This is a genomic window from Pseudomonas sp. B21-041, assembly GCF_024748675.1.
GTDB classification, from domain to species: domain Bacteria; phylum Pseudomonadota; class Gammaproteobacteria; order Pseudomonadales; family Pseudomonadaceae; genus Aquipseudomonas; species Aquipseudomonas neuropathica.
The window spans coordinates 587,592-608,129 of sequence record NZ_CP087175.1 but is presented as its reverse complement, the minus strand read 5'-3'; the positions used below and the strand labels follow the sequence as shown (position 1 = coordinate 608,129).

At 56.5% G+C, this 20,538-nt stretch carries 15 protein-coding genes; 6 read left to right on the top strand and 9 right to left on the bottom strand.

The annotated features are described in order from the left end of the window. The first annotated feature begins 55 nt into the window (after positions 1-55). Entirely contained in the window at positions 56-1,129 is a 1,074-nt protein-coding gene (gene queG / locus LOY43_RS02595; RefSeq protein ID WP_095047296.1) for a tRNA epoxyqueuosine(34) reductase QueG, read from the top strand. A 25-nt stretch (positions 1,130-1,154) separates the two neighbouring features. On the opposite strand, the gene LOY43_RS02590 is transcribed toward queG, so the two are convergent. The 6 genes from LOY43_RS02590 to orn all read right to left on the bottom strand — a co-directional run bounded on the left by LOY43_RS02590 (position 1,155) and on the right by orn (position 12,396). Beyond that, a complete protein-coding gene (locus tag LOY43_RS02590; protein WP_258709154.1) occupies positions 1,155-5,978 on the bottom strand; it encodes an RHS repeat domain-containing protein in 4,824 nt (1,607 codons plus the stop codon). Positions 5,979-6,001: 23 nt separating this feature from the next. Beyond that, complete coding sequence (locus tag LOY43_RS02585; RefSeq protein ID WP_095047294.1) at positions 6,002-6,988, bottom strand: hypothetical protein; 987 nt, start codon at positions 6,986-6,988, stop codon at positions 6,002-6,004. 339 nt (positions 6,989-7,327) lie between these two features. Further along, positions 7,328-9,757: a DUF6543 domain-containing protein gene (locus LOY43_RS02580; protein ID WP_258709153.1), complete on the bottom strand. Its 2,430-nt coding sequence runs from the start codon at positions 9,755-9,757 to the stop codon at positions 7,328-7,330. Positions 9,758-9,942: 185 nt separating this feature from the next. Beyond that, positions 9,943-10,974 carry a hypothetical protein gene (locus tag LOY43_RS02575; protein ID WP_220557465.1) on the bottom strand — a complete coding sequence of 344 codons (1,032 nt, stop codon included), beginning with the start codon at positions 10,972-10,974 and terminating at the stop codon, positions 9,943-9,945. A gap of 175 nt (positions 10,975-11,149) precedes the next feature. Next, positions 11,150-11,761, bottom strand: a complete 612-nt coding sequence (locus LOY43_RS02570; protein WP_093430171.1) for a trimeric intracellular cation channel family protein — start codon at positions 11,759-11,761, stop codon at positions 11,150-11,152. A gap of 92 nt (positions 11,762-11,853) precedes the next feature. Further along, positions 11,854-12,396 (bottom strand): oligoribonuclease, encoded by a 543-nt coding sequence (gene orn / locus LOY43_RS02565; protein ID WP_064593092.1) that lies wholly within the window; start codon positions 12,394-12,396, stop codon positions 11,854-11,856. A 107-nt stretch (positions 12,397-12,503) separates the two neighbouring features. Between orn and rsgA the strand changes: the two genes are divergently transcribed. The 4 genes from rsgA (at position 12,504) to LOY43_RS02545 (ending at position 15,602) form a co-directional block, all read left to right on the top strand. Further along, positions 12,504-13,535 carry a small ribosomal subunit biogenesis GTPase RsgA gene (gene rsgA / locus LOY43_RS02560; RefSeq protein WP_016985702.1) on the top strand — a complete coding sequence of 344 codons (1,032 nt, stop codon included), beginning with the start codon at positions 12,504-12,506 and terminating at the stop codon, positions 13,533-13,535. Between the two features lie 212 nt (positions 13,536-13,747). After that, positions 13,748-14,155, top strand: coding sequence for a TIR domain-containing protein (locus LOY43_RS02555; protein ID WP_095047290.1), 408 nt, complete (start codon positions 13,748-13,750; stop codon positions 14,153-14,155). A 2-nt stretch (positions 14,156-14,157) separates the two neighbouring features. Next, positions 14,158-15,117 (top strand): caspase family protein, encoded by a 960-nt coding sequence (locus LOY43_RS02550; protein ID WP_095047289.1) that lies wholly within the window; start codon positions 14,158-14,160, stop codon positions 15,115-15,117. Beyond that, positions 15,117-15,602, top strand: a complete 486-nt coding sequence (locus tag LOY43_RS02545; RefSeq protein ID WP_093430168.1) for a toll/interleukin-1 receptor domain-containing protein — start codon at positions 15,117-15,119, stop codon at positions 15,600-15,602. The genes LOY43_RS02550 and LOY43_RS02545 overlap by 1 nt, the downstream gene beginning before the upstream one ends. 43 nt (positions 15,603-15,645) lie before the next feature. On the opposite strand, the gene LOY43_RS02540 is transcribed toward LOY43_RS02545, so the two are convergent. The 3 genes from LOY43_RS02540 to motA form a co-directional block, all read right to left on the bottom strand. Beyond that, positions 15,646-16,809 (bottom strand): sterol desaturase family protein, encoded by a 1,164-nt coding sequence (locus LOY43_RS02540; protein ID WP_095047288.1) that lies wholly within the window; start codon positions 16,807-16,809, stop codon positions 15,646-15,648. Positions 16,810-16,899: 90 nt separating this feature from the next. After that, positions 16,900-17,976, bottom strand: a complete 1,077-nt coding sequence (gene motB, locus LOY43_RS02535; RefSeq protein WP_095047287.1) for a flagellar motor protein MotB — start codon at positions 17,974-17,976, stop codon at positions 16,900-16,902. 3 nt (positions 17,977-17,979) lie between these two features. Continuing rightward, positions 17,980-18,831: a flagellar motor stator protein MotA gene (gene motA, locus LOY43_RS02530; RefSeq protein ID WP_007915795.1), complete on the bottom strand. Its 852-nt coding sequence runs from the start codon at positions 18,829-18,831 to the stop codon at positions 17,980-17,982. A gap of 166 nt (positions 18,832-18,997) precedes the next feature. Between motA and LOY43_RS02525 the strand changes: the two genes are divergently transcribed. Next, positions 18,998-20,536, top strand: a complete 1,539-nt coding sequence (locus tag LOY43_RS02525) for an HDOD domain-containing protein (RefSeq protein WP_095047286.1) — start codon at positions 18,998-19,000, stop codon at positions 20,534-20,536. Positions 20,537-20,538 lie beyond the last annotated feature (2 nt).

The window sequence follows — 20,538 nt, the reverse complement described above, 5'->3', positions numbered from 1 at the left end:
GGGCTCCGATGTCTGGCAGAATTATACGCACCTCAGCTCCGGTTTCTCTCGCCTCATGTCCGCCATCACCACAGACCTGCCCGCCCTCGCCCAATCGATCAAGGATTGGGGCCGCGAGCTGGGCTTCCAGCAAGTCGGCATCAGCGGCCTGGATCTAGCCGAGCATGAGCAGCACCTCGCGCGCTGGCTCGAGGCCGGCTACCACGGCGAAATGGACTACATGGGCGCCCATGGCAGCAAACGCTCGCACCCCGAAGAACTGGTGCCGGGCACGTTGCGCGTGGTCTCGCTGCGCATGGACTACCTGCCCGGCGACACGCAAATGGCGCAAATGCTCGCGCAACCGGAAAAAGCCTACGTGTCGCGTTATGCCTTGGGCCGCGATTACCACAAATTGATCCGTAAACGTGTGCAGCAATTGGCCGACAAGATTCAGGCGCAGATCGGCCCGTTCGGTTTCCGCGCGTTTGTCGACAGCGCCCCGGTGTTGGAAAAAGCCATCGCCGAACAGGCCGGGCTGGGCTGGATCGGCAAAAACACTCTGGTGCTGAATCGCAAGGCCGGCAGTTATTTCTTCCTGAGCGAGTTGTTTGTCGATCTGCCCCTTCCGGTGGATGAACCACACAGCACTGAACATTGCGGCCGCTGCACCGCGTGCCTCGACATTTGCCCGACCAATGCTTTCGTCGGTCCCTACGTGCTGGACGCGCGGCGCTGCATTTCCTATCTGACCATCGAGCTGAAAACCGCAATCCCCGAGGATCTGCGGCCGCTGATTGGCAATCGCGTGTTCGGCTGCGATGACTGCCAGATCGTCTGCCCGTGGAACCGCTTCGCCAAGCCCTCAGGGGAAAGCGATTTCAAGCCACGGCACAACCTCGATAATGCCGAGTTGGCTGAGCTGTTTTTGTGGGACGAAGAGAAGTTTTTGAGCAGCACTGAAGGTTCGCCGTTGCGGCGGGCGGGGTATGAGCGCTGGTTGCGGAATCTGGCGGTAGGATTGGGCAATGCGCCTTCAACGATTCCGGTGCTGGAAGCGTTGAAGGCTCGACGGGATTATCCGTCAGAGTTGGTCAGGGAGCATGTGGAGTGGGCGCTGGAACGGCACTCCAGACTTTCGAATGCATAAAGGGCAAGCAAAATACTCAAGCCGCTCACATGCGCGTTGTATCAATGCTTTTAGCCGTTTTCATCATTGTGTTGGTCTGCCCGTCGGACAAATGGCCGCCCGCCTGCAAGACTTTGCAAACTCGCTGTTTACTGTCCTCTAGAAGGTAAATACGCTCCCCACGTCCTTTCGTCTTCGCAAAAAAAACATGCGTTACTTTTCTTCCAGCGCCGACGGGGCCGAACTCCTCGTACAGCATCTCGGACTCCGCCGCTGCTTGGCTGGCGGACTTATTGCCTTCCACGAGCTTGTAGAAACCTTTAGCCCTCTCCTCATTAATTTCAGACACGAAATTGTCTTTTTTGGCCCTATGCAATTGCCAAGGTTCGTCCGGCACTGTCTCCACGGGCGCATTGGCTTTTTTGGCCGCAGCCTTGGCGCCTTTTCCACCCTTCTTTAAATATTGCCCCGCTTTGCCTGCCCCCTTGCCACTGAGCCCTTGGCTAAAGGCTGAAGCCATCTTCCTGCCAGCATTCACAGCAGCTTTTGCACCTGCCGCCATACCTGCACCCAGCGAAGCCAGCCCAAGACCAAAACTGATCCAGCCCAATATCTCGCCTGCTTGAGAACCCGGTGCCAGCTCATTGGCCAGCTCGCTGGCGATACCCGCCAAACCTGAAGCAACCGCCAGCCCCAATGCCGCCACTGCCCATGGCGTCGCCGCGCCCATCGTTAGTACGCTGGCCACAACCCCGAGAATACTGAGTCCGATGCCCAGGATCGTTTGCCAGGATATATGTCCGGTAGGGTCAACACGATTGACAGGGTCGCCCAGGCAATAACTGTAGGCATTCAATCCGCCCGCGCCGAACGGGCTCATGCTGTCGGGGGCGAGAAAACGCATCAGTGTCGGACTATAGGCTCTGTAACCGTTACCCAGCAGATACAACCCGGTCACCGGATCCAGCTGCTCGCCGTTGAACCCTGCCAGGCTGAACAGTCCACCTTCGGCAGGGCGATGCCCGTAAGGGCTGTAGGCGCAATCGGTGAGCTGTTCCTTGCCCAGCGTTGCCAGCACGCTTTGCTGCTGGTCGGTACAAAACAGCTGCGCGCCGGCGTTCGAACCGAGCTGCCGTTGCCCCACAAGCGCTCCACCGTGACGCACAACACTGGACGAATTTTCACCACTCACCTCATTGGCGACCCGGCCCGCATGGTAGTAACGCTGCGTAATCACCTTGTCGGGTTGCGACAGTTCGACCAGATCGTCGAAGCCGTCGTAATGGTAGCCACGAATGACTGATCCCCCTGCGCTGGACAATTGCTCAAGACGTCCGAATGCGTCATAGGCCAGGGTTCGCGCCTGGTCGTCCTTGATCATCCTGCCGTTGGCGTCGTATTCCAGTGTCACTGCCGGTGGATAGTCGGCATGGGAATGTTTGACTGCACTGAGCTGTACAGGATCAGGATTGTCATAACTGAAGGTGGTCAGATTCATGCCCAGCGGGAACTTCGTCTGCACGGTCAGAATGTTATCCAGCGCATCGAAGGTGAACGTCTGCCGGACAATTTCCTTGCCATACGGATCGCGGGGCTTTTGGGTGCCAGAACAGTCGTACTGGATCAGTCGCCCGCGCACATCGTAGGTGAATTGTTCGTCGCGCAATAGTTGCGTGCCGCGCCTGGAGACTTTCTGCGCCAGTTTGCCAGCAAGCGTGTAAGTCGATTCCAGCGTCTGGTCGGGCTGGCCCTGAATCTCGAACGTACGACGGGTTTCACGACCGATATCGTCATAGGCAAACCGGGTGATCATCTGCCGCTTGATCGACGTTTCTTCGGTTTTCGTCCAGTCCAGCATCCCCGTCTGGATGGCGTAGTGGAATTCGGTTTTCAACGAGCCCTGTGAGGTGGATAGCAGGCGGCCGTGCTTGTCGTGTTCGGATCGGCTTTCGGCTCCGAGTACATCGACATGGGTGATCGGTCGTCCCTGCAGGGACCAGGTACTGGACGTTGATTTTGTGATAGCGCCGAAGGTCGTCGTTTCGGATTTGAGGCGTCCGGAAGGGTAATAGGTAAAGCTGCGCTCCCTGCCGTTTTCGGTACAGGCCAAGGGATTGCCACTGGCGGGGTCGTAAGTCAGGTTCGTGAGCAATGCACCTGACTTGCGCTCCGTCAGCACACCGCCCAGATCGCGCAAATAAGTGAATTCGGTTTTTGTGCCATCAGCACTCTTGTACCACTGCGGCTGAGTGAAGCCCGCTTCATAACCCGCCTCGGACTTTCGTCCGCCTACGGTACTTTGTATCAAACGATCCAAACCATCATAAGTTTGCTGCCCCAACACCGTGTCACCGACCTTGATGCCGATCGGTAGCCCGGCATCGCTATGTTCGGCGTAGTCGGTCACCACCGTATTGGAATCAGGCAGGACAATGCGGACTATCCGGTCAAAAACGTCGTATTCATATCGAGTGATATTGCCGACAGGATCTGTCTCGCTGGTTGTGCGCCCCAACCCATCATAGGTGTAAACGATTTTGCCGAGACTCTTGCTCTTCAGATTGAAGCTCTCGACACTCAGCGGTTTACCGAAGTCATTGACGAGGGTGAGTGTCTTGCCCATCCCCTGGAGCCAATGGGTTTGCTGGCGAAGAACCGGATTCGCCTCGCTGTGTTCGATACGCCCGTCGGCATGCAGCGTCTTGCTGACCTGGCCCCAGGAATCGAATTCGTAGCGGGTACTGAGCGGATAAGGCTTGCCGTCACGCCAATCGGTCAGCGTCACTTTCACCGTGTGACCGACCGAATCATGCAGGGCAGAATAAATCGTGCGAGCCTGAATAAGCCCGTCCTTGTCAGGATTGTCGCAGTCCTTTTCCTGAACGGTGATCACCCGCTCCAGGCCGTCATAATTCACACGTTGCTCACCACCGACGGGATCCGTGGTCACCATGGTCGCCGGTTGCTGTTTACTGGCGGCCAGATAGGCAAACTGGGTAGCGGCCGCATAAGGGCTCCCGGAAGCAACCGTTTTGCGCACTGCCCGGCCGATGGCGTCGTATTCATGTTCGACGTGCTCGCCATCGACACCGACCTCTGACATCAGTAATCCGGTCAGCGTCGAAAGCACTTTCTCACTGGTCTGTAGCGCACCGTCGAATCCACATGTGCTGGACTTGACTCGCAACCTGTCACCCTCGAGTTCATAGGAAAACCCGGTAGAGGTTTTTTTCTCATTGAGGGTGATACTTTGCTGTTTCGTGGCACCGTGCTTGAGTGGGTCCTTGGGCGTATCCAGATAGCTGCGTTCGGTTTTCGAGCGTAAGACTTCAACATCTGCCACAACTTCGTAAAAACGTTCCGCAACCGGCAACACGAATGCCAGCTCCGCCCCCTCCAGTGCAGTATGCAGCGCATAGTCGTAGTACGTGACAGTCGAAGCCCCACCCGACGCGGCAGCGGTAACCGTTCTCTTTTTCGGGAACCTTGAGAAACCCAGCGGATCCTCTGGGCAATTGTCTCCACCACCTACCGGATAAAATTCCGTCGAAGTCGTCACCCCACTTGGCTCAATGTGTTTGAGCAAGTTGCCTTCGCCATCGAACTCGGTGACGGTGGTTTCCACACGCTGCTGTTGGGTGCGTCGATCGAGGTGAGTCACCGTATGGACTTTCGGCATACGAAACTGAGCAGCCTGCTCATTGAAAGGCTTGGTGACGGAGCAGTGATACTCGGTGGCGGTGGCGATCTGGGCGTCACCGCAGGTTGTAACCTCAGCCACCAACAGATGGAACTTGTTGTAGGTGCGTTTAATGCGCGTATGCACTTTGCCGCTCAGTAACAACTGCTCGTCCGAGGTATAGACATAGTGGCCGGGCGCCAGATAGAGCGGGTCCAGGTCATTATCCTTGGCGGGGAGGAGGCCCTGCCCAAGGAAGTTATGGTCGGAGTACGTGTATGTCTTGCAGAGTCTGGGTTGGCCGCGCCCTGGGTAGATATCGTGCGCGATAACAAACGGCAGTGTCTGTTCCGCGCCATTTACGAAGCTATGACCTTGCCGCTTGTAGCGAATGATTTCTACGCCGCGCAGCGGATTGACGACTCGGTGCAAATAGCTGCCCTCGTCGATGACTTCATATTCCAGCTCCCAACCTTTACCTACCGGAAGCTCGATTGCCGTTACCCGAGCGTTTTTCAAGATCAACTTGTAGTCGGAACTGGAAGAGGTATCGGGATACCGGGTCAACGTTACCTGACCTGCATTGCGGGTGATTTTCAGCAGGCATTGTTTGGCGTCACGAACTTCGGCCAACCTGGGGAACTGGTTGAACATCTCGTGCTTCAACGCGATGCTTACACCGTTCGCCGCGATTATTTTTTCCGCTACGGCGACCTGAGTGCCAGCCAGGACCTTGAGCAGTTCACGCCGACCATCCTTGTATCGAACTTCATAGCGCCCTGCTCCGGTCACCAGCACCTTTGCCGTTTGCAGTTTCATTTCCTTGAACTTCAAACCGGTGGACGTTTCCACAGCCTTGTAACGCTCACCGTTGGACAGCGTCATGACTTTGCTGCGCAAGTCGTAATGGGTCAGGGTCAAAGACCAGCCAATGCCAAAACCAGAGTCCGCCTGGTTGAGCGGATTGAAACCCATTGAAAGTGCAAGCTCAGGACCATTGAGATCCGCCGAGTGCAACTTTCCTAACGAAAACGAGCACGTATACATGCCGGTGCGGGGATCCACACCTCCGGAGACAAATTCACCGAAGTTGAAAGCATTTGAATGAACAGCGGCAGATAAATTACTTTCCATTGAAAAACGTCCTTTTATTTCAAGATCCAGATATTGACTCGTAAACTTGGCCAGCAAACATCGCTGACCACATTATGAAATCAGACAATCTGTTTCATTGGTCGCTTGGACTCACCCAGAATAAAAGTGCGCTGCTCTTTATTACCTTCGATACACAGCCTGTGTACCGAGCCAAACTCATCGATCACTGCAAACTCGAATGAACCCTCGCTTTCCCGCCCCACTTGCAGGTCAGCGGAAATATATTGAACAAGCGTCAGTTGCCCAGGCACATTGTTGATCGGCACGTTCATGATACCGAGGGGACTGCGGAAATTTGCTTTCAGGCCGTAGATGGGTGCCATGTAACCGTAAAAGTTTCTGCGCCCGTCGCGAGTACCAGGAATGTTTCCGGAGGCATAGACTTGCACCGCATCTTCGGAATCATAAGGATCAAGTTTTACCTCACTGCTGTACCAGTCAAACAGGTGAATCTGCCTGCCGTCCGCGTGCAGCCCAATGTGATGACTTTGAACCCAGTCATATTGTGCTTTCTGCTGTCTGCTACCATATTCATTGAATGTAAAGCTCTTCAGCGAATATTCTTTCGGCGGAATTGCCTCCAGCGTAACACTGCTGTCAAAGCCGATTCCGTTACTTCGCAATAACACGCCATCCACGAGAATTTCGGCGGCCACTTCCATGATTCCGGGCCTGGTGGCCGAAACCCAAAACTGGAAAATCTGCACGGGATCAGAGTCGTCACTTATCCGATTGTGCGTGGCACGTGGTACTTCGGTAATCCGCGGTGCACCGCCCGACATTTCGTGAGCATAACGATTTTCCTGCAGCGATACATTCCAGTCGCCTTCCAGAGGGCGCGCGCCGTTATAGGCGATCAACCGCAGTGATTGCAGGGCGGGATGCCCATACAGAGATGCGCCATCGCCATTGTTATCGATCCCGTGCAGAAGCACCAAAACACGCACCTGCATGCGCCCGTTGGCATAAAGCACTTTATGCTGGCCCGACCTTGTGGCATCGAGTTTAACTTCGATACGGGAAATACCAATTTGCTCATCAAACATTTATCAATACCTTGCTGATTAATACACTTCGCCCTCTAAGGACCCAGCAAACTATTGACGCTCGCTTTAAATAAGAACAGCCGCGACATTCGACAAATTATGAGAAAGTAATATTTCAACATCAACCCCAACAGCTCTCACAAATGCTAATACATTCAACAATCGCAGACCACATCAAGCGAACTTCAACCACACTCCGCCTGCCCCTTTGATTTCAGCACTCAACAATCTGCTCCCCTCCTGACCTCAACTGCACAGAATCAAAAGAGGAGCCAACGGGCAGTTTATTCTTGTCAGGTTATGTTAGAAAAACAAAGGAGCGGTTACTTCCACCAATATTCAGTCACTGTCTGAACCTGTCGAGAATCCGCTTTCCGAGGACTCGCTATCGGAGTCAGACTCGAAAACCACCTCCTCCGTCTGGATTTCCACCTTCCGATCCATACTGGAGTTTTCAAGATACTGACTAATCCGTTGCCTTGACGCGTCACTCAGCGGATTATTCAATAAACCAATGAACAGATCCTGTGTATCGGGAATCTCGAACAATTCATATCCCACGTCAGAAATATTATTATCATGCAATGCCACAACCCCCAGTTTCCTGAGCGAATCTATGCCTGAAGGAACGCTGGAAAGATGTGCGTTGCTCAGCATTAATCCGGTTAAACCGGCCATGTAGCCTACATGCGGAACAACTGTCAGAGGATTGTTTGCCAGATTCAATCGGGTCAGCGTTTCGATTCTGGACAATCCTTCAACTGTGACCTCGGATAGTTTTAGCGAGCACCCGTCCAGCGTAAGTTCGCTTAACTGGCGCATTTGAAATATTCCTGACGGGAATCCCTCCATTTTTATACCAACGACTCCCAAATATTGAATATTCGGAAAGCTATCGAGAAACGCACCTATCCGTGCACCCGGTTCATTTGCGGTCAATATCAACTCTGCTACATATTCAAATCGGGCGGACAACGTTGGTAACTCACCCGAAAAATCAACATAGTGAGAAAAATAATAATCCCCCTCGCCCCACCTCGAAACCGACTTGCGCTGCCAGATATCTTGCAGCTTTGCGCTGAACTTCTCGCGAGCCAGGCGTCGTTCGGCAAGCGTCGACGCGCCCTCTGGTTCCGACGTCCGCGTATGAGGTGATGCCCCTTCGGCAGTCCATATCGCCAATTCATTACGCAATGTCACAAATTCTTTTTCCAGGCGCAGCAATACGCCGGAAGGATCACTCTTCAAGCGCTCGGTGATAAATGCCGTCACCTCCTGATCTGGAAGATGCGGATAAAGATCACGCACACGGTCGGCAACGGACTTGGTCGATGTCAGGTTGTTGTCGCCGCCGCCTCGCAACTGCCCCGTTTGCCGGTGTTGTGCAGTGGCAGGATCAACGGTAACCGCAAGCGGCGCCATCCCCAACAACTCACTCACGGTTTGGCGTGATGGCAACGGCTGCGCACGGACCCACTGTTGCAACGCCGCACCACCAACTTCTGTCACACCCAGCAACTGACGATGCCCGGGCGACAACAGAAACCAGATGGTTGAATACAGGTCCTTCGATTTCCGAGGTGATTGGGCGTCGCGGCTCTGGAGGACATAGCCATCATCCTGACGGATCAGTATGTGACGAAACGGCGATCGGGCCTCGCCGATAGCGCTCAGGACATGCCCGTCCATCGTCCCTTGGCGAATCTCGACACGCGTTTGCCGCGGCCAATTCGCCAGATTTCCGAGCATATGCAGCACTAACCGATCACTGTCCGGGTTGGCTACGGCCTCTAAGTGAATGCCTTCCACGGCCCTTGCCAAGCGAATCTCTCGCAGCGCCACCAGAGCCTCTTTCGCCACTCGCTGAGGCATGCCTGGCTGGTTGTGCATATGTAAACGCTCGGCAGCGCTCATATTGCGCCATATCGCCAGCGCAGCCGTTTTCGGTAGATGTGGAAACACCCGGCGCATCCGTAAAGTGTTTTCATCGCAATCGGATTCAAAGGCATCTTCCAGATCCTTGAACCGCCTAAATTGCTCAGGGGCGGCCCCGCGTCCCTGCGCCTGAATCGTCTGATCAAGTTCGAATCGCCTGATGGTGTCCTCCAGTAAAAAAGGCGCAGGGCGGTCATGAATGAGCACATCGCGCAGCACTGATTCATCGACCCCGCTCACGGCCAGCACACGTGCAACCATGGCGACGGAAAATTGCCCCACGGAAAGGCCCATCCGGCGAAAAAGTTGTGCGGTTTGTACTGAGATTGAGTCAGTGAAGGGGGGGACATCGCTGTTCAGCGGAGCCCAGAACCGGCCTTCGCTGTCCGGCTTCAATAGCGGGCCGGAGGGGTCGAGTTCACTGGCCAGCGTGGCGCGAAACAGCCCGCTCTTAGCGTCCAGCACCACTTGCACAACATGGTCATCGGCCACGGCCACGTACTGGCGCTGCTTCACAATCCTGATGCCTTGCGCATCGGTTTCATCGAAGGTTTTGGGTGCAGGTATGCAGTAATCTGCCAGTGAGTACTTCGCGGCATGCATCGCGAACTCATCGATCGCAGATGACCTCGGGTTCACGCTCACTCTGATCGCTGGCGTCACTGCGATCGAGTCAGACCCGAAGGAAACGGGCAACGCTTCGAGGTGATGGGGTATAGGCAGGTGCGGCATTGCTGAAGAGCCGGACGGTGGCCGGCGAGCACCGTCTACGCTGAATTCGTGGGTTTTGATTGGGGCAGGTACAGGTTTGACCTTTGGCGGTTTGCCAGTCATGGCTGCTCATCCTTGAGATATGGCTGCGTTGGCCCCGCATACAGAAGGGCCAACACTCGATATAAGCAAAAGCACTTTGAATGCAATTACCTGATAATTGAACACCACAGCTTATCGGTAGTTGCCATGCCAAAAAGCATATATATCTACTACATCCACTGGCATTGCATCAGTGAAGGTGAGTCTTAGCCTCGTTCCAGATATAAATTTCGTTCGTAAAAGTTCACGCGAATCGCCAGCCTATGCTCCGTACCGTGTTCATCAATGGCAAGAAAGTGAAGCTTGTCTCCGTACTTGGAACTTTTACCGGCTTCCGAGTATTCGGACAGGGCTTGCACGACGGTTAGCTCTCCATCGCTCTGGACCTTCACATCATAATGCTCTCGACCCCATGTATGGGCGTCAGGAAAAAAGGTGTATACAAAAGGATCTCCGTTAGCCGGCAAGATCACAGTCACCCTTTGTTTTTCAGGGCGAACAAGAATGACCTCCATATAATTGGTTTTTATTTCATTAAGTCTGTTCCCCCCCGCAAATTTATGGTCAACGCCTTCTCCTACTCCGTCTACAACCCAATCGACCAGTTTGATCTGCTGCCCTCGCGGATAGAGCCCAAGACGGTGGTTCCAGATTCGATTGCCGGGCAATTCATCGCCGCGCCGGGTTTGATACCAGCGAAATTCTTCGATGGAATACGCCGATGGAGGTTGTGCTTCGATGGTTACACTACTGTCATGAACACTGGAGAGTGTCGTTCCATTACTGAGAATCCTCTCACCGTTCAGCGACAGACACGCACCAATCTGGGTCGTCCCGGCGCTCGATGAGGATACCCAAAACGTTCGGACCTGAGGATGGACGCTGTCATTTTCCGGATCGTTGTCGGGAGCGTCTCCGGCGGTGGTTGAAGGTCGTGCCTCAATCGTAAACCGCCCTTGATCGGTGCTTGCGACCCAGCCGTCGCGCAACGTCTTGCCAGTGCTGTAATGAATCAGTTCGATGCTTTCCATTACATCTGCAGGCACGTGCATGGCATTGCCGTTGGCGTCTACCCCGGAAACCAGAACTTGTACTTTCACCTGCATCCGGCCATTACCAAACAGCGACTTAGTGCGAGTATTGTCGCTCGCATCAAACTTGACCTTCATAATGGCAAGGCCTGCGAGTATGCGCGCAGTGGTTTGCTGATCGTGTGTAGCATCCATGCTTTCGCTCATGATGTGTTCCTTCGAAGAGTAATATTTAAATGTCGACATCGAAAATATGCCAACAAAAAAATTACAGACCTTTCAAATAAACAGCAAAGCGAAAAATGTAAGAAACATACGTTTGCAAACCTCTAGTGGCTTACAGACTTTTATCTGGCAAACAACTATTTTCCGGCGACAAGCATCAAGGCTCGTCGTTATAAACAAACTTGGGCATTTCCCAATGAAAACGGATGGCCAGCAGACGTAACAAGAACCCGCCGAACAGCGTAATCAGAATGGCTTGTTCACCGGGCACATTCAGATAAAGACACAGCATGTAGCACCACGCTGCGGCGAAGGAGACGCTCGCATACAGTTCGCGGCGAAAGATCAGCGGAATGTCGTTGCAGAAAATATCGCGCAAGATGCCACCGAACACCCCCGTGATCACGCCGCTGACCGACGCCACCAGCATGCCGTGGCCCATTTCCAGTGCGGTCATGCAGCCAATCAGGGTGAACGCCACCAGACCGACGGCGTCGAGTACCAGGAACAGCGAACGCAAGTGGCGCATCCAGCGCGCGGTGAACACAGTGAACATTGCCGCGACCGAAGTCAGCACCAGGTATTCCGGGTGTTTTACCCAGGTCAGCGGATAATGCCCGAGCAGCACATCGCGCACCGAGCCACCGCCCAAGGCTGTTACGCAGGCGATCAGTACCACGCCAAACCAGTCCATGCCGCGCCGCCCGGCAGACAGGGCGCCAGTCATGGCTTCAGCGGTGATGGCGATCAGATAGAGCATCAGCAACATGGTGGCGATCCAGGCAGGAAGGCGCGCAGTCTAGCCATTTCAGTGCGGCACCAAAAGGGGGCAATCGCAATGCCCGCCCCCATCGCCAGGCATCAGAACTTGATGAAATGCTTGCGGTAGTGCTGCAACTCGGCGATCGACTCACGGATGTCGTCCAGCGCCAGGTGTGTGCTGCCCTTCTTGAAGCTATCACGCACGTCCGGTGCCCAGCGCGCGGCCAGTTCCTTGAGCGTGGAGACGTCGAGGTTGCGATAGTGGAAATAGCTTTCCAGTGATTTCATGTGGGTATAAAGGAAGCGGCGATCCTGACAGATGCTGTTGCCACAGATCGGCGACTTGCCCTTCGGTACCCATTTTTCCAGGAAGGCGATGGTTTCAGCTTCGGCTTCGGCCATGCTGATTCGGCTGTCACGCACGCGCTGGGTCAGGCCGGAGTTGCCGTGGGTGCGGGTGTTCCACTCGTCCATACGCGCGAGCACTTCGTCACTGTGGTGGATAGCGATCACCGGGCCTTCGGCCAAGGTGTTCAGATCACTGTCGGTGACGATGGTGGCCATCTCGATGATGACGTCGTTTTCCGGATCCAGACCGGTCATTTCCAGGTCGATCCAGATCAGGTTCTGCGGGTTTTGCATATGTCGGCTCCTAGGCAATGCTGCGCAGTTTAGCCTAGGCCGGTGGCCGGGCGTGCTAAACTCGCGGCCGTTTTACCTAATCGCTGCATTCTTCAGACGGAACACCCATGGCCAAACGCCAACTCAATCGTCGTCAAAACTGGCGCATCGAAAAGATTCAGGGCGAGCGCGCTGCACGCGCCGCCAAACGCGAGTCCTCGGCTGTCGAAGCCCTTGAGGGCGGCGACCTGGGCCCGGAACAGACCGGCCTGGTGATTGCCCACTTCGGTGTACAGGTCGAGGTCGAGGCCGTTGACGGTGATCAGGCCGGCCAAGTGTTCCGCTGCCACTTGCGCGCCAACCTGCCTGCGCTGGTAACCGGCGACACAGTCGTCTGGCGTGCCGGCAATCAGGGCATCGGGGTGATTGTCGCGCAACTGCCGCGCACCACCGAACTGTGCCGCCCGGACAGCCGTGGCCAGCTCAAACCGGTAGCCGCCAACGTCGACATGATCGTCATCGTCTTCGCGCCGCTGCCCGAGCCGCATGCCAACCTGATCGACCGCTATCTGGTTGCCGCCGAACACGCTGGCATCCGGCCGCTGCTGCTGTTGAACAAATTCGACTTGATCGACGAGCAGAACGCCCCAGCACTGAATGCGCTGCTGGCGGTGTACCGCACACTCGGTTATCCGGTGCTTGAAGTCTCGGCACACCACGGCAACGGCATGGAACAACTGCAACAGCAGCTCGACGGGCGCATCAGCGTGTTCGTCGGCCAGTCCGGTGTCGGCAAGTCGTCGCTGGTCAACAGCTTGCTGCCTGAAGTGGAAACCCGTGTCGGGCCGTTGTCCGAGTTGTCCGGTCAGGGTACGCACACGACGACCACTGCGCGCCTGTTCCACTTCCCTGGCGGCGGTGAGTTGATCGACTCCCCGGGTATCCGCGAATTCGGCTTGGGTCACGTCAGCCGCGCCGATGTTGAAGCCGGTTTCATCGAGTTCAATGACCTGCTCGGCACCTGCCGCTTCCGCGACTGCAAGCACGACCGTGAACCGGGTTGTGCACTGCTCAAGGCGCTGGAAGATGGCCGCGTGCAGCAGCAGCGGATGAACAGCTACCGCTCGATCATCGCCAGCCTGCCGGAAAACGGCTACTAAACATCTGCACCGGCAGTACCTCGCCCGAGGGCTGCCGGATGTCGGACTAAGCCTGACAACCCCCCGATTCCGTTAAACGCCAGACTTTTCTTACAGGCCCGCACACGCCTGCTTGCAGGACATTTCTCTTTCACCGCCCAACCCTTGTAGGCAAGCTCCAGATGCCTAGATTGGGGTCCTCCTTCGCACCTTCGCGACCTTCGAGGAACCCCATGCAGACCTATCACCTGTTCATCAGCCATTCGTGGAACTACGCCCACACTCACGACAATCTGGTACGCCTGCTCGGCGCCAAGCCGGATTTCAGTTTCAAGAATTTTTCCGTGCCGCCACATAACCCGATCCTGGGCGCGCAGACCGACAAGCAGCTCGAAGAAGCCATCGAAAACAAGATTCGCCCCTGCTCGGCGGTACTAATCATGGCCGGGATGTATTCGACCTACAGCAAGTGGATCAACAAGGAAATCGAGATCGCCAAACGCATGGGCAAGGTGATCATCGCGATCAAGCCATTCGGCGCCGAGCGCATTTCCGCCGTGGTACGTGACGCGGCACACGCCGAATGCGCGTGGAACACCAATAGCATCGTCAGCGCGATTCGCCTGCATACGGCGGTGTGATTATGCGCAAGGGACTGTTTATCGGCATCAACCACTACGACTACGTCTCGCCGTTGAGCGGTTGCAACAACGACGCAATGGCCATGGCTTCGGTACTGGAGCGTCACGCCAACGGGCGCCCGAACTTCAGCAGCAAAGTGCTGACGTCGGCCGAAGAACAACTAACGCTCAAACACATGAAACAGCAGATCCAGAGCCTGTTCTCAGGCGACTGTGACGTGGCACTGCTGTACTTCGCCGGTCATGGGCAGTTCGACACCAGCATCGACGAAGGACTACTCATTCCCCAGGACTATCAGCCTGGCGGAGACGGTATTCGCATCAGCGACATTCTGGAATGGGCGGACAAAGCCCCGCACATCAAGAATAAAATCATCATTCTCGATTGCTGCCAGGCCGGTGCAGCAGGCGCCCTGCGCAACCTGCGCGGCGGCAGCAGTGTGATCGGCGAAGGCGTGACCATTCTCACCGCCTGCAAAAAAGAACAGTACGCCCTGGAAAGCCGCGGTCACGGGGTATTTACGGATCTGTTGCTGCAAGCGCTGCATGGTGGCGCCGCCAACGTACTCGGCAAGGTCACCCCCGGTAGCGTCTATTCGTTTGTCGACAATGCGCTGGGAGCCTGGGAACAGCGTCCGGTATTCAAGACCAATGTTTCGCAGTTTGTGCCGCTACGCGAGGTCGCGCCGCTGATCGCCGAAGAAACCCTGCGCAAACTCAAGGACTGGTTCCCGGAACCGAGCTTCGTTTTCAGACTCGACCCCAGCTACGAGCCCACCGAAGCGCAGTTCAACCCCGAGCACGGCGACATCTTCAAGCAACTGCAAATGTGCAATCGCCACAGCCTGATCGAGCCCGTGGACGCCGAACACATGTATTACGCCGCCATCAACTCCACCGGCTGCCGCCTCACCGCCCTCGGCGCCTACTACCGCGAACTCGCCATAAAAGGACACTTCTGATGCCCGTATTCATCAGCTACCGCCACATGGATCGCGCCCACGCCATCGCCATCAATAGCCGCCTGATCCAGGCCAACATCAAAACCTACCTCGACGTGCTCGACCCCGAGTCGCAGACCACCGACGACATCACTGGGGTCATCACCCGCAACATCACCGAATGCACGCACCTGCTGGCAGTGGTCTCGGAAAAGACTGCGTTATCGTGGTGGGTGCCGTTCGAAATTGGCGAAGCGACCATCAGCAACCGGCGGATCTGCTCGTTCAAGACCGGGCCGACGGAGCTGCCGTTGTATCTGGATAAGTGGCCGAAGCTGAGCACGGACAGTGATCTGAATTTCTTTATCGACGCGTATCGCGAGGAAGTGTCCAACAAACGCTCGATGACGCTGGATTCGAGCAATGAATCCTTTAGCGGCACCTATAAGCGCAACGCCGAGATTTTCCACGAACAACTGAAGAACCGGATTCGGCGTGGGTTCTGACAGACGTAAAAAAGCCGCGATCATCTCGCGGCTTTTTTTTGCCTCACACGCTGGCCGGCGGTTTTGGCACAACCACCTTTGGCTCAGGCTTGCGAAACGCATACAGATGCTGACGCACAATCCCGCCCGGCAGTTCCTTGCCAAACACGCCATAACGCACCGGCCATTCCTTTGGCGGCAGCTTGAACGTCCCGAAGAGCATGTCCACCAGCGGCGTGTGGATCGCGTAGTTTTTGTAGATGTAGTCTTTGTGCCGAGCGTGGTGCCAATGGTGATAGCGCGGCAGCACGATCAGGTAGTTCAGCCAGCCGCCGTTGATTCGCACGTTGGCGTGGGCCAGTACCGCTTGAACACCGACCAGGATCACATAGGCATTCAACGCTTGCGGCGCGAAGCCCAGCAGCATCAATGGCACCAGCACGCCAGTGCGGGTCAGCAGGATTTCAATGAAGTGCACGCGGGAGCCGGCGAGCCAGTCCATGTGCGTACTGGAGTGATGCACCGCGTGAATGCGCCACAGCCATGGCACTACATGGTAGAGCCGGTGCAGCCAGTACTGACCGAGATCGGCGACCAGTATCGCCAGCAGAAACTGCACAACGAGCGGCAGGCTTTGCACGCTCGCTTGCAAGCCCGGCGACATCGCCCAACCGGCGATGTAGCTCGAAGAGGCGGTGATGAAAATCAGGATGAACTGCACCAGCATGTGGCTGACGAAAAAGTAGGTCAGGTCGGTGCGCCAGTGCGGGCGCAGGATGTTTTGCTCGGGGTCCTTGGAATAGAGCTTTTCCAGAGGAATGAACACGATGGCCGACACCAGCAGCGCCAGCACAAACCAGTCCAGACCGAGCGAGTACGGCGTCTGCCCGATCGCGCTGACCTGGACATTGGTACCGCCCAGAAACACTGCAAGCCCCGACGCCACCAATCCGGTAATCCCCAGACGTTTGCGCTTGTTGAGCAGGATATTCAGGGTGCCGAGGCTGAACGACAGCACCAGACCGAGCAACAGCGTGGTGCGCGCAAATTGCTCGTCATAGACCTTGCGCAGTTCAGCCGTGGTCAGCCATTCCGGGAAGAGAAAGCAGAGTACCGCCAACAGGCTCAACAGCCCGAGGGTGGCTGATATATAGCCACTGACCCGCCCCTCACCAAACTTGAAGGGTGCGTTGCCGTGCCGCTGAAAATAGGCTTTGAGTCTTTCCATAACTGATCTTCCGTGATTGCGAATACTGCGACTGCTCATTGCGACGCAGGCAGTAACAAAAAAGCCACGGTGACCGTGGCTTTTTGTGAATCACTGCTTGGGCGTGGGAGCCGGTGCAGTGGCTGGCGGAGTAGCGGGAGCAGGCGCCGCACTCCCCGGCTCGGCCGGTTTCGGTGCGGCGTCGTCGAACAGATTCAACCGCTCGCGAAGCTCGTGCGCCGGCACCGGTTGCTGATCCGCCGGCAGCGCGTTCGGATCAACCGGTGTCGCCGGCGCGTTGCCGTTCTGACTCTGATCCGCCGGTTTAGCCGCGTCGGCACCTTGCGCACCTTCGATGGCCGCCTGGGCCTTCTTGGTCAGCACGACAATATCGATGCGGCGGTTGACCGGATTGAATGGGTTTTCCTTGTCGAACAATGCCGACGAGGCGTAACCCACTACCCGCGCCACTTGCGCATCCGGATAACTACCGGCAACCAAGGCACGCCGGGCAGCGTTGGCACGGTTGGCCGACAGCTCCCAGTTACCGTAATCACCGGTACCGATATAAGGCTTGGCATCGGTGTGGCCGCTGATACTGATCTTGTTCGGCACCGCTTTGATGGTGTCGGCCATGGCCAGCAGGATGTCTTCGAAGTACGGTTTCAGGCGTGCAGAACCGGAGTCGAACATCGGCCGGTTCTCGGCGTCCATGATCTGGATGCGCAAACCGTTCGGAGTGATCTCGAACAGGATCTGATCCTTGAACTTCTGCAACTGCGGGTTCTCGTCGACCTTGTTCTGCAGTTCTTGCAGCAGCAGTTCCAGACGTTCCTTCTCGACCTGCTCGGCCATGCCTTCAACCTGTTCAGTATCGACCGTAACCTTGTCAGGCTGCGGCTGCGATTTCACTTCCGGGTTAAGGGTGTTTTCCGGGGCCAGGGTCGGCGTGCCGCCCAGGTCGATGATGTACGGCGTGCCGCTTTCGGAGAAGCCGACCGGGTCTTTGAAGTAACCGGCGATAGCGATCTTCTGCTCGGGCGTCGCGGTGGACAGCAGCCACAACACCAGGAAGAACGCCATCATCGCCGTGGCGAAGTCGGCGAAGGCGATTTTCCACGCCCCGCCGTGATGCCCGCCGGCTATGCGCTTGACGCGCTTGATGATAATCGGCTGATTATTTTCCATGACTTAGCGACCGCGAACCGCTTGTTCCAGCTCGGCGAAGCTTGGACGGTGCGCCGGATACAAAACCTTGCGACCGAACTCGACCGCCAGCGAAGGCGGCATGCCGGAAGCCGAAGCCACCAGCGAGGCCTTGATGGCTTCGTAGACGTTCAGCTCTTCCTTGGCATCGTGGGCCAGGGAATGCGCCAATGGGCCGAAGAAACCGTACGCCGCGAGAATACCGAAGAAGGTACCGACCAGTGCCGCACCGACGTGCAGGCCGATGGACTTCTGATCGCCTTCACCCAGCGAGGCCATGGTCACCACGATACCGAGTACCGCCGCGACGATACCGAAACCGGGCATGGCATCGGCGATGCCGTTCACCGCATGAGATGGATGCTCGAGGTCTTCTTTCAGACTGTACAGCTCCATGTCGAACAAGCCTTCCAGCTCGTGCGGCGCCATGTTGCCGGACGACATGATGCGCAGGTAATCGCAGATGAACGCGGTCATGCGTTCGTCTTTGAGCACTGCCGGGTACTTGGCGAAGATCGGGCTCGCAGCGGCATCTTCGATGTCGCCTTCGATGGCCATCATGCCTTCGCGGCGGCTCTTGTTGAGGATCTCGTAGATCAGCCCGAGCACTTCCAGATAGAACGTGTGGCTGAAGCGCGAACTGAACATGCTCAGGGATTTCTTGAGCACGTGCATCGTCATGTAGCCGGGGTTGGCCTGCAGGAATGCACCGAGTGCCGCACCACCGATGATCAACACCTCGAAGGGCTGGATCAGGGCGGCAATCTTGCCGTGGGAAAGCACGTATCCGCCGAGCACGCTCGCGAATACGACGATGATGCCGATAATTTTAGCCATAGGTAGAAAGTACTTATTTAAGTCGGGTTCAAGGTCATATTCGGAAGTTAAAAAATCTCTTCTTCTACTTATCGGCAAAACTGCGCCAGACTATAGCCAGTTCAGGCGAAAAGCCAATTTAGCCCATGCCGGGCGCGTCTACAGTCAGTGAAGATTCCGTCCAGACATGGCTAATGAAACGAACGTCCCACACGCAAAACCGACCACACTCGACGGCTGGGTCAAGCTGCTCGACAGCGTCCGGCTGCCCGTGCCGCAAGAGGCTCACGACAAAGTCTGTCGGGCGATCCGCGACAACCGCAGCTCGTTGCGCGACATCGCCGACCTGATGCAAGACAGCCCGGCACTGGCCTTGAGCATCATCCGTGAGGCGAATCGTCACACCCATGGCACCATGGCCACGCCAGCGGAAAACCTTGAGGTGGCGATCAATCGTCTGGGCCTGGCGCGGACCGAAGAATTGCTCGCGCGCCTGCCCGCCGAACCGCAGATGCAGATTCCCAAAGCCTTGCGCCAGTTACAGATGATCAGCCAGCACGCGACGCAACAGGCCAACGGTTTTTTCGCCAGTCGCCTGGCGCGACTGTGGCAGGACATTCATTGGGGCAGCCTGTTGTTTTTGTCGCCGCTGTGGCCATTGGCGCTGACTTATCCGCAATTGCTCGAAGAATGGGAACTGCGGGTTATCCACAAGGGCGAATCGGCGCGCGTGGTTGAAAAGCAATTGTTCGGCGCACGCCTGCTGAAAATCGCCGAGGCGCTGGTGCAAGTCTGGCACCTGCCGATCTGGGTGCAGCAGGGTTATAAGCTGCTGCTGAGTGAACAGCGCGAACTGGTCAAAGTGCTGCGCATCGCCCGCGACAGCGAACATCCGTTGCGCCAGCAAAACCGGCTTGATGACGACCCGACCCTGCGCCGCTGGCTCAATCAGCCGGCCAATACAGTGCTGCTGGCCAACGGCCTGGCACTGTCGGCGCAACAGGCGTGGGACAGTCCGCACAGTGAGCGCTGGCAGTACCTGACCAGCCTTTATCTGCAGATTTCCATGGATGAAGTGCAACAACAGTTGCACCAGCAAGCCGCCAACAGTGCGCGCCATCATGCGATGCCCGACCTGTGGCATCCGGCGGTTTCGTTGCTGTGGCCGTGGGGCACTCATCGTTTGCCAGCCGGCATGCTGCCCGCCGCTGCGCCAACCTCGGAAGATCTGACGCAATGGCGCCAGCAATGCGCCGAGCTATTGGCCGAGCCAAGCCGCTTCACCAATGCCATGAGCCTGACCGTCGCCGCTCGCGATGCGCTGGTCGCCAGCGGCATGCGCCGGGTGATGATCCTGATGGCCGATCGCACACAGTCCAATCTGCGCGTGAATCAAACCGCCGGGCTGCCGAAAGAAGCGGCGGCGCTGAATTTCGTCGTCAGCCAGAGCAAGGTCTTGCAACGGCTGCTCGCGCAACAGGCGCAGGTGCGGATCAATCCCGAGAACAACGCTCAGTTCTCCGCTCTGCTGCCAGCGAGCCTGCGCACCCTGTTTCGTGGCGAGTATCTGTTCCTGCGTTCCCTGGTCAATAACGGCCGGGTGATCATGATTGTTGTCGCCGATCAGGGCGGCGGGCCGTTCGCCGATATCACCGTGCAAGCCTTTGGCAAAACCGCACAGTGCATCGAAAAAGCCCTGCACAGCTTTAGCAGCCGCGGCCGATGAGG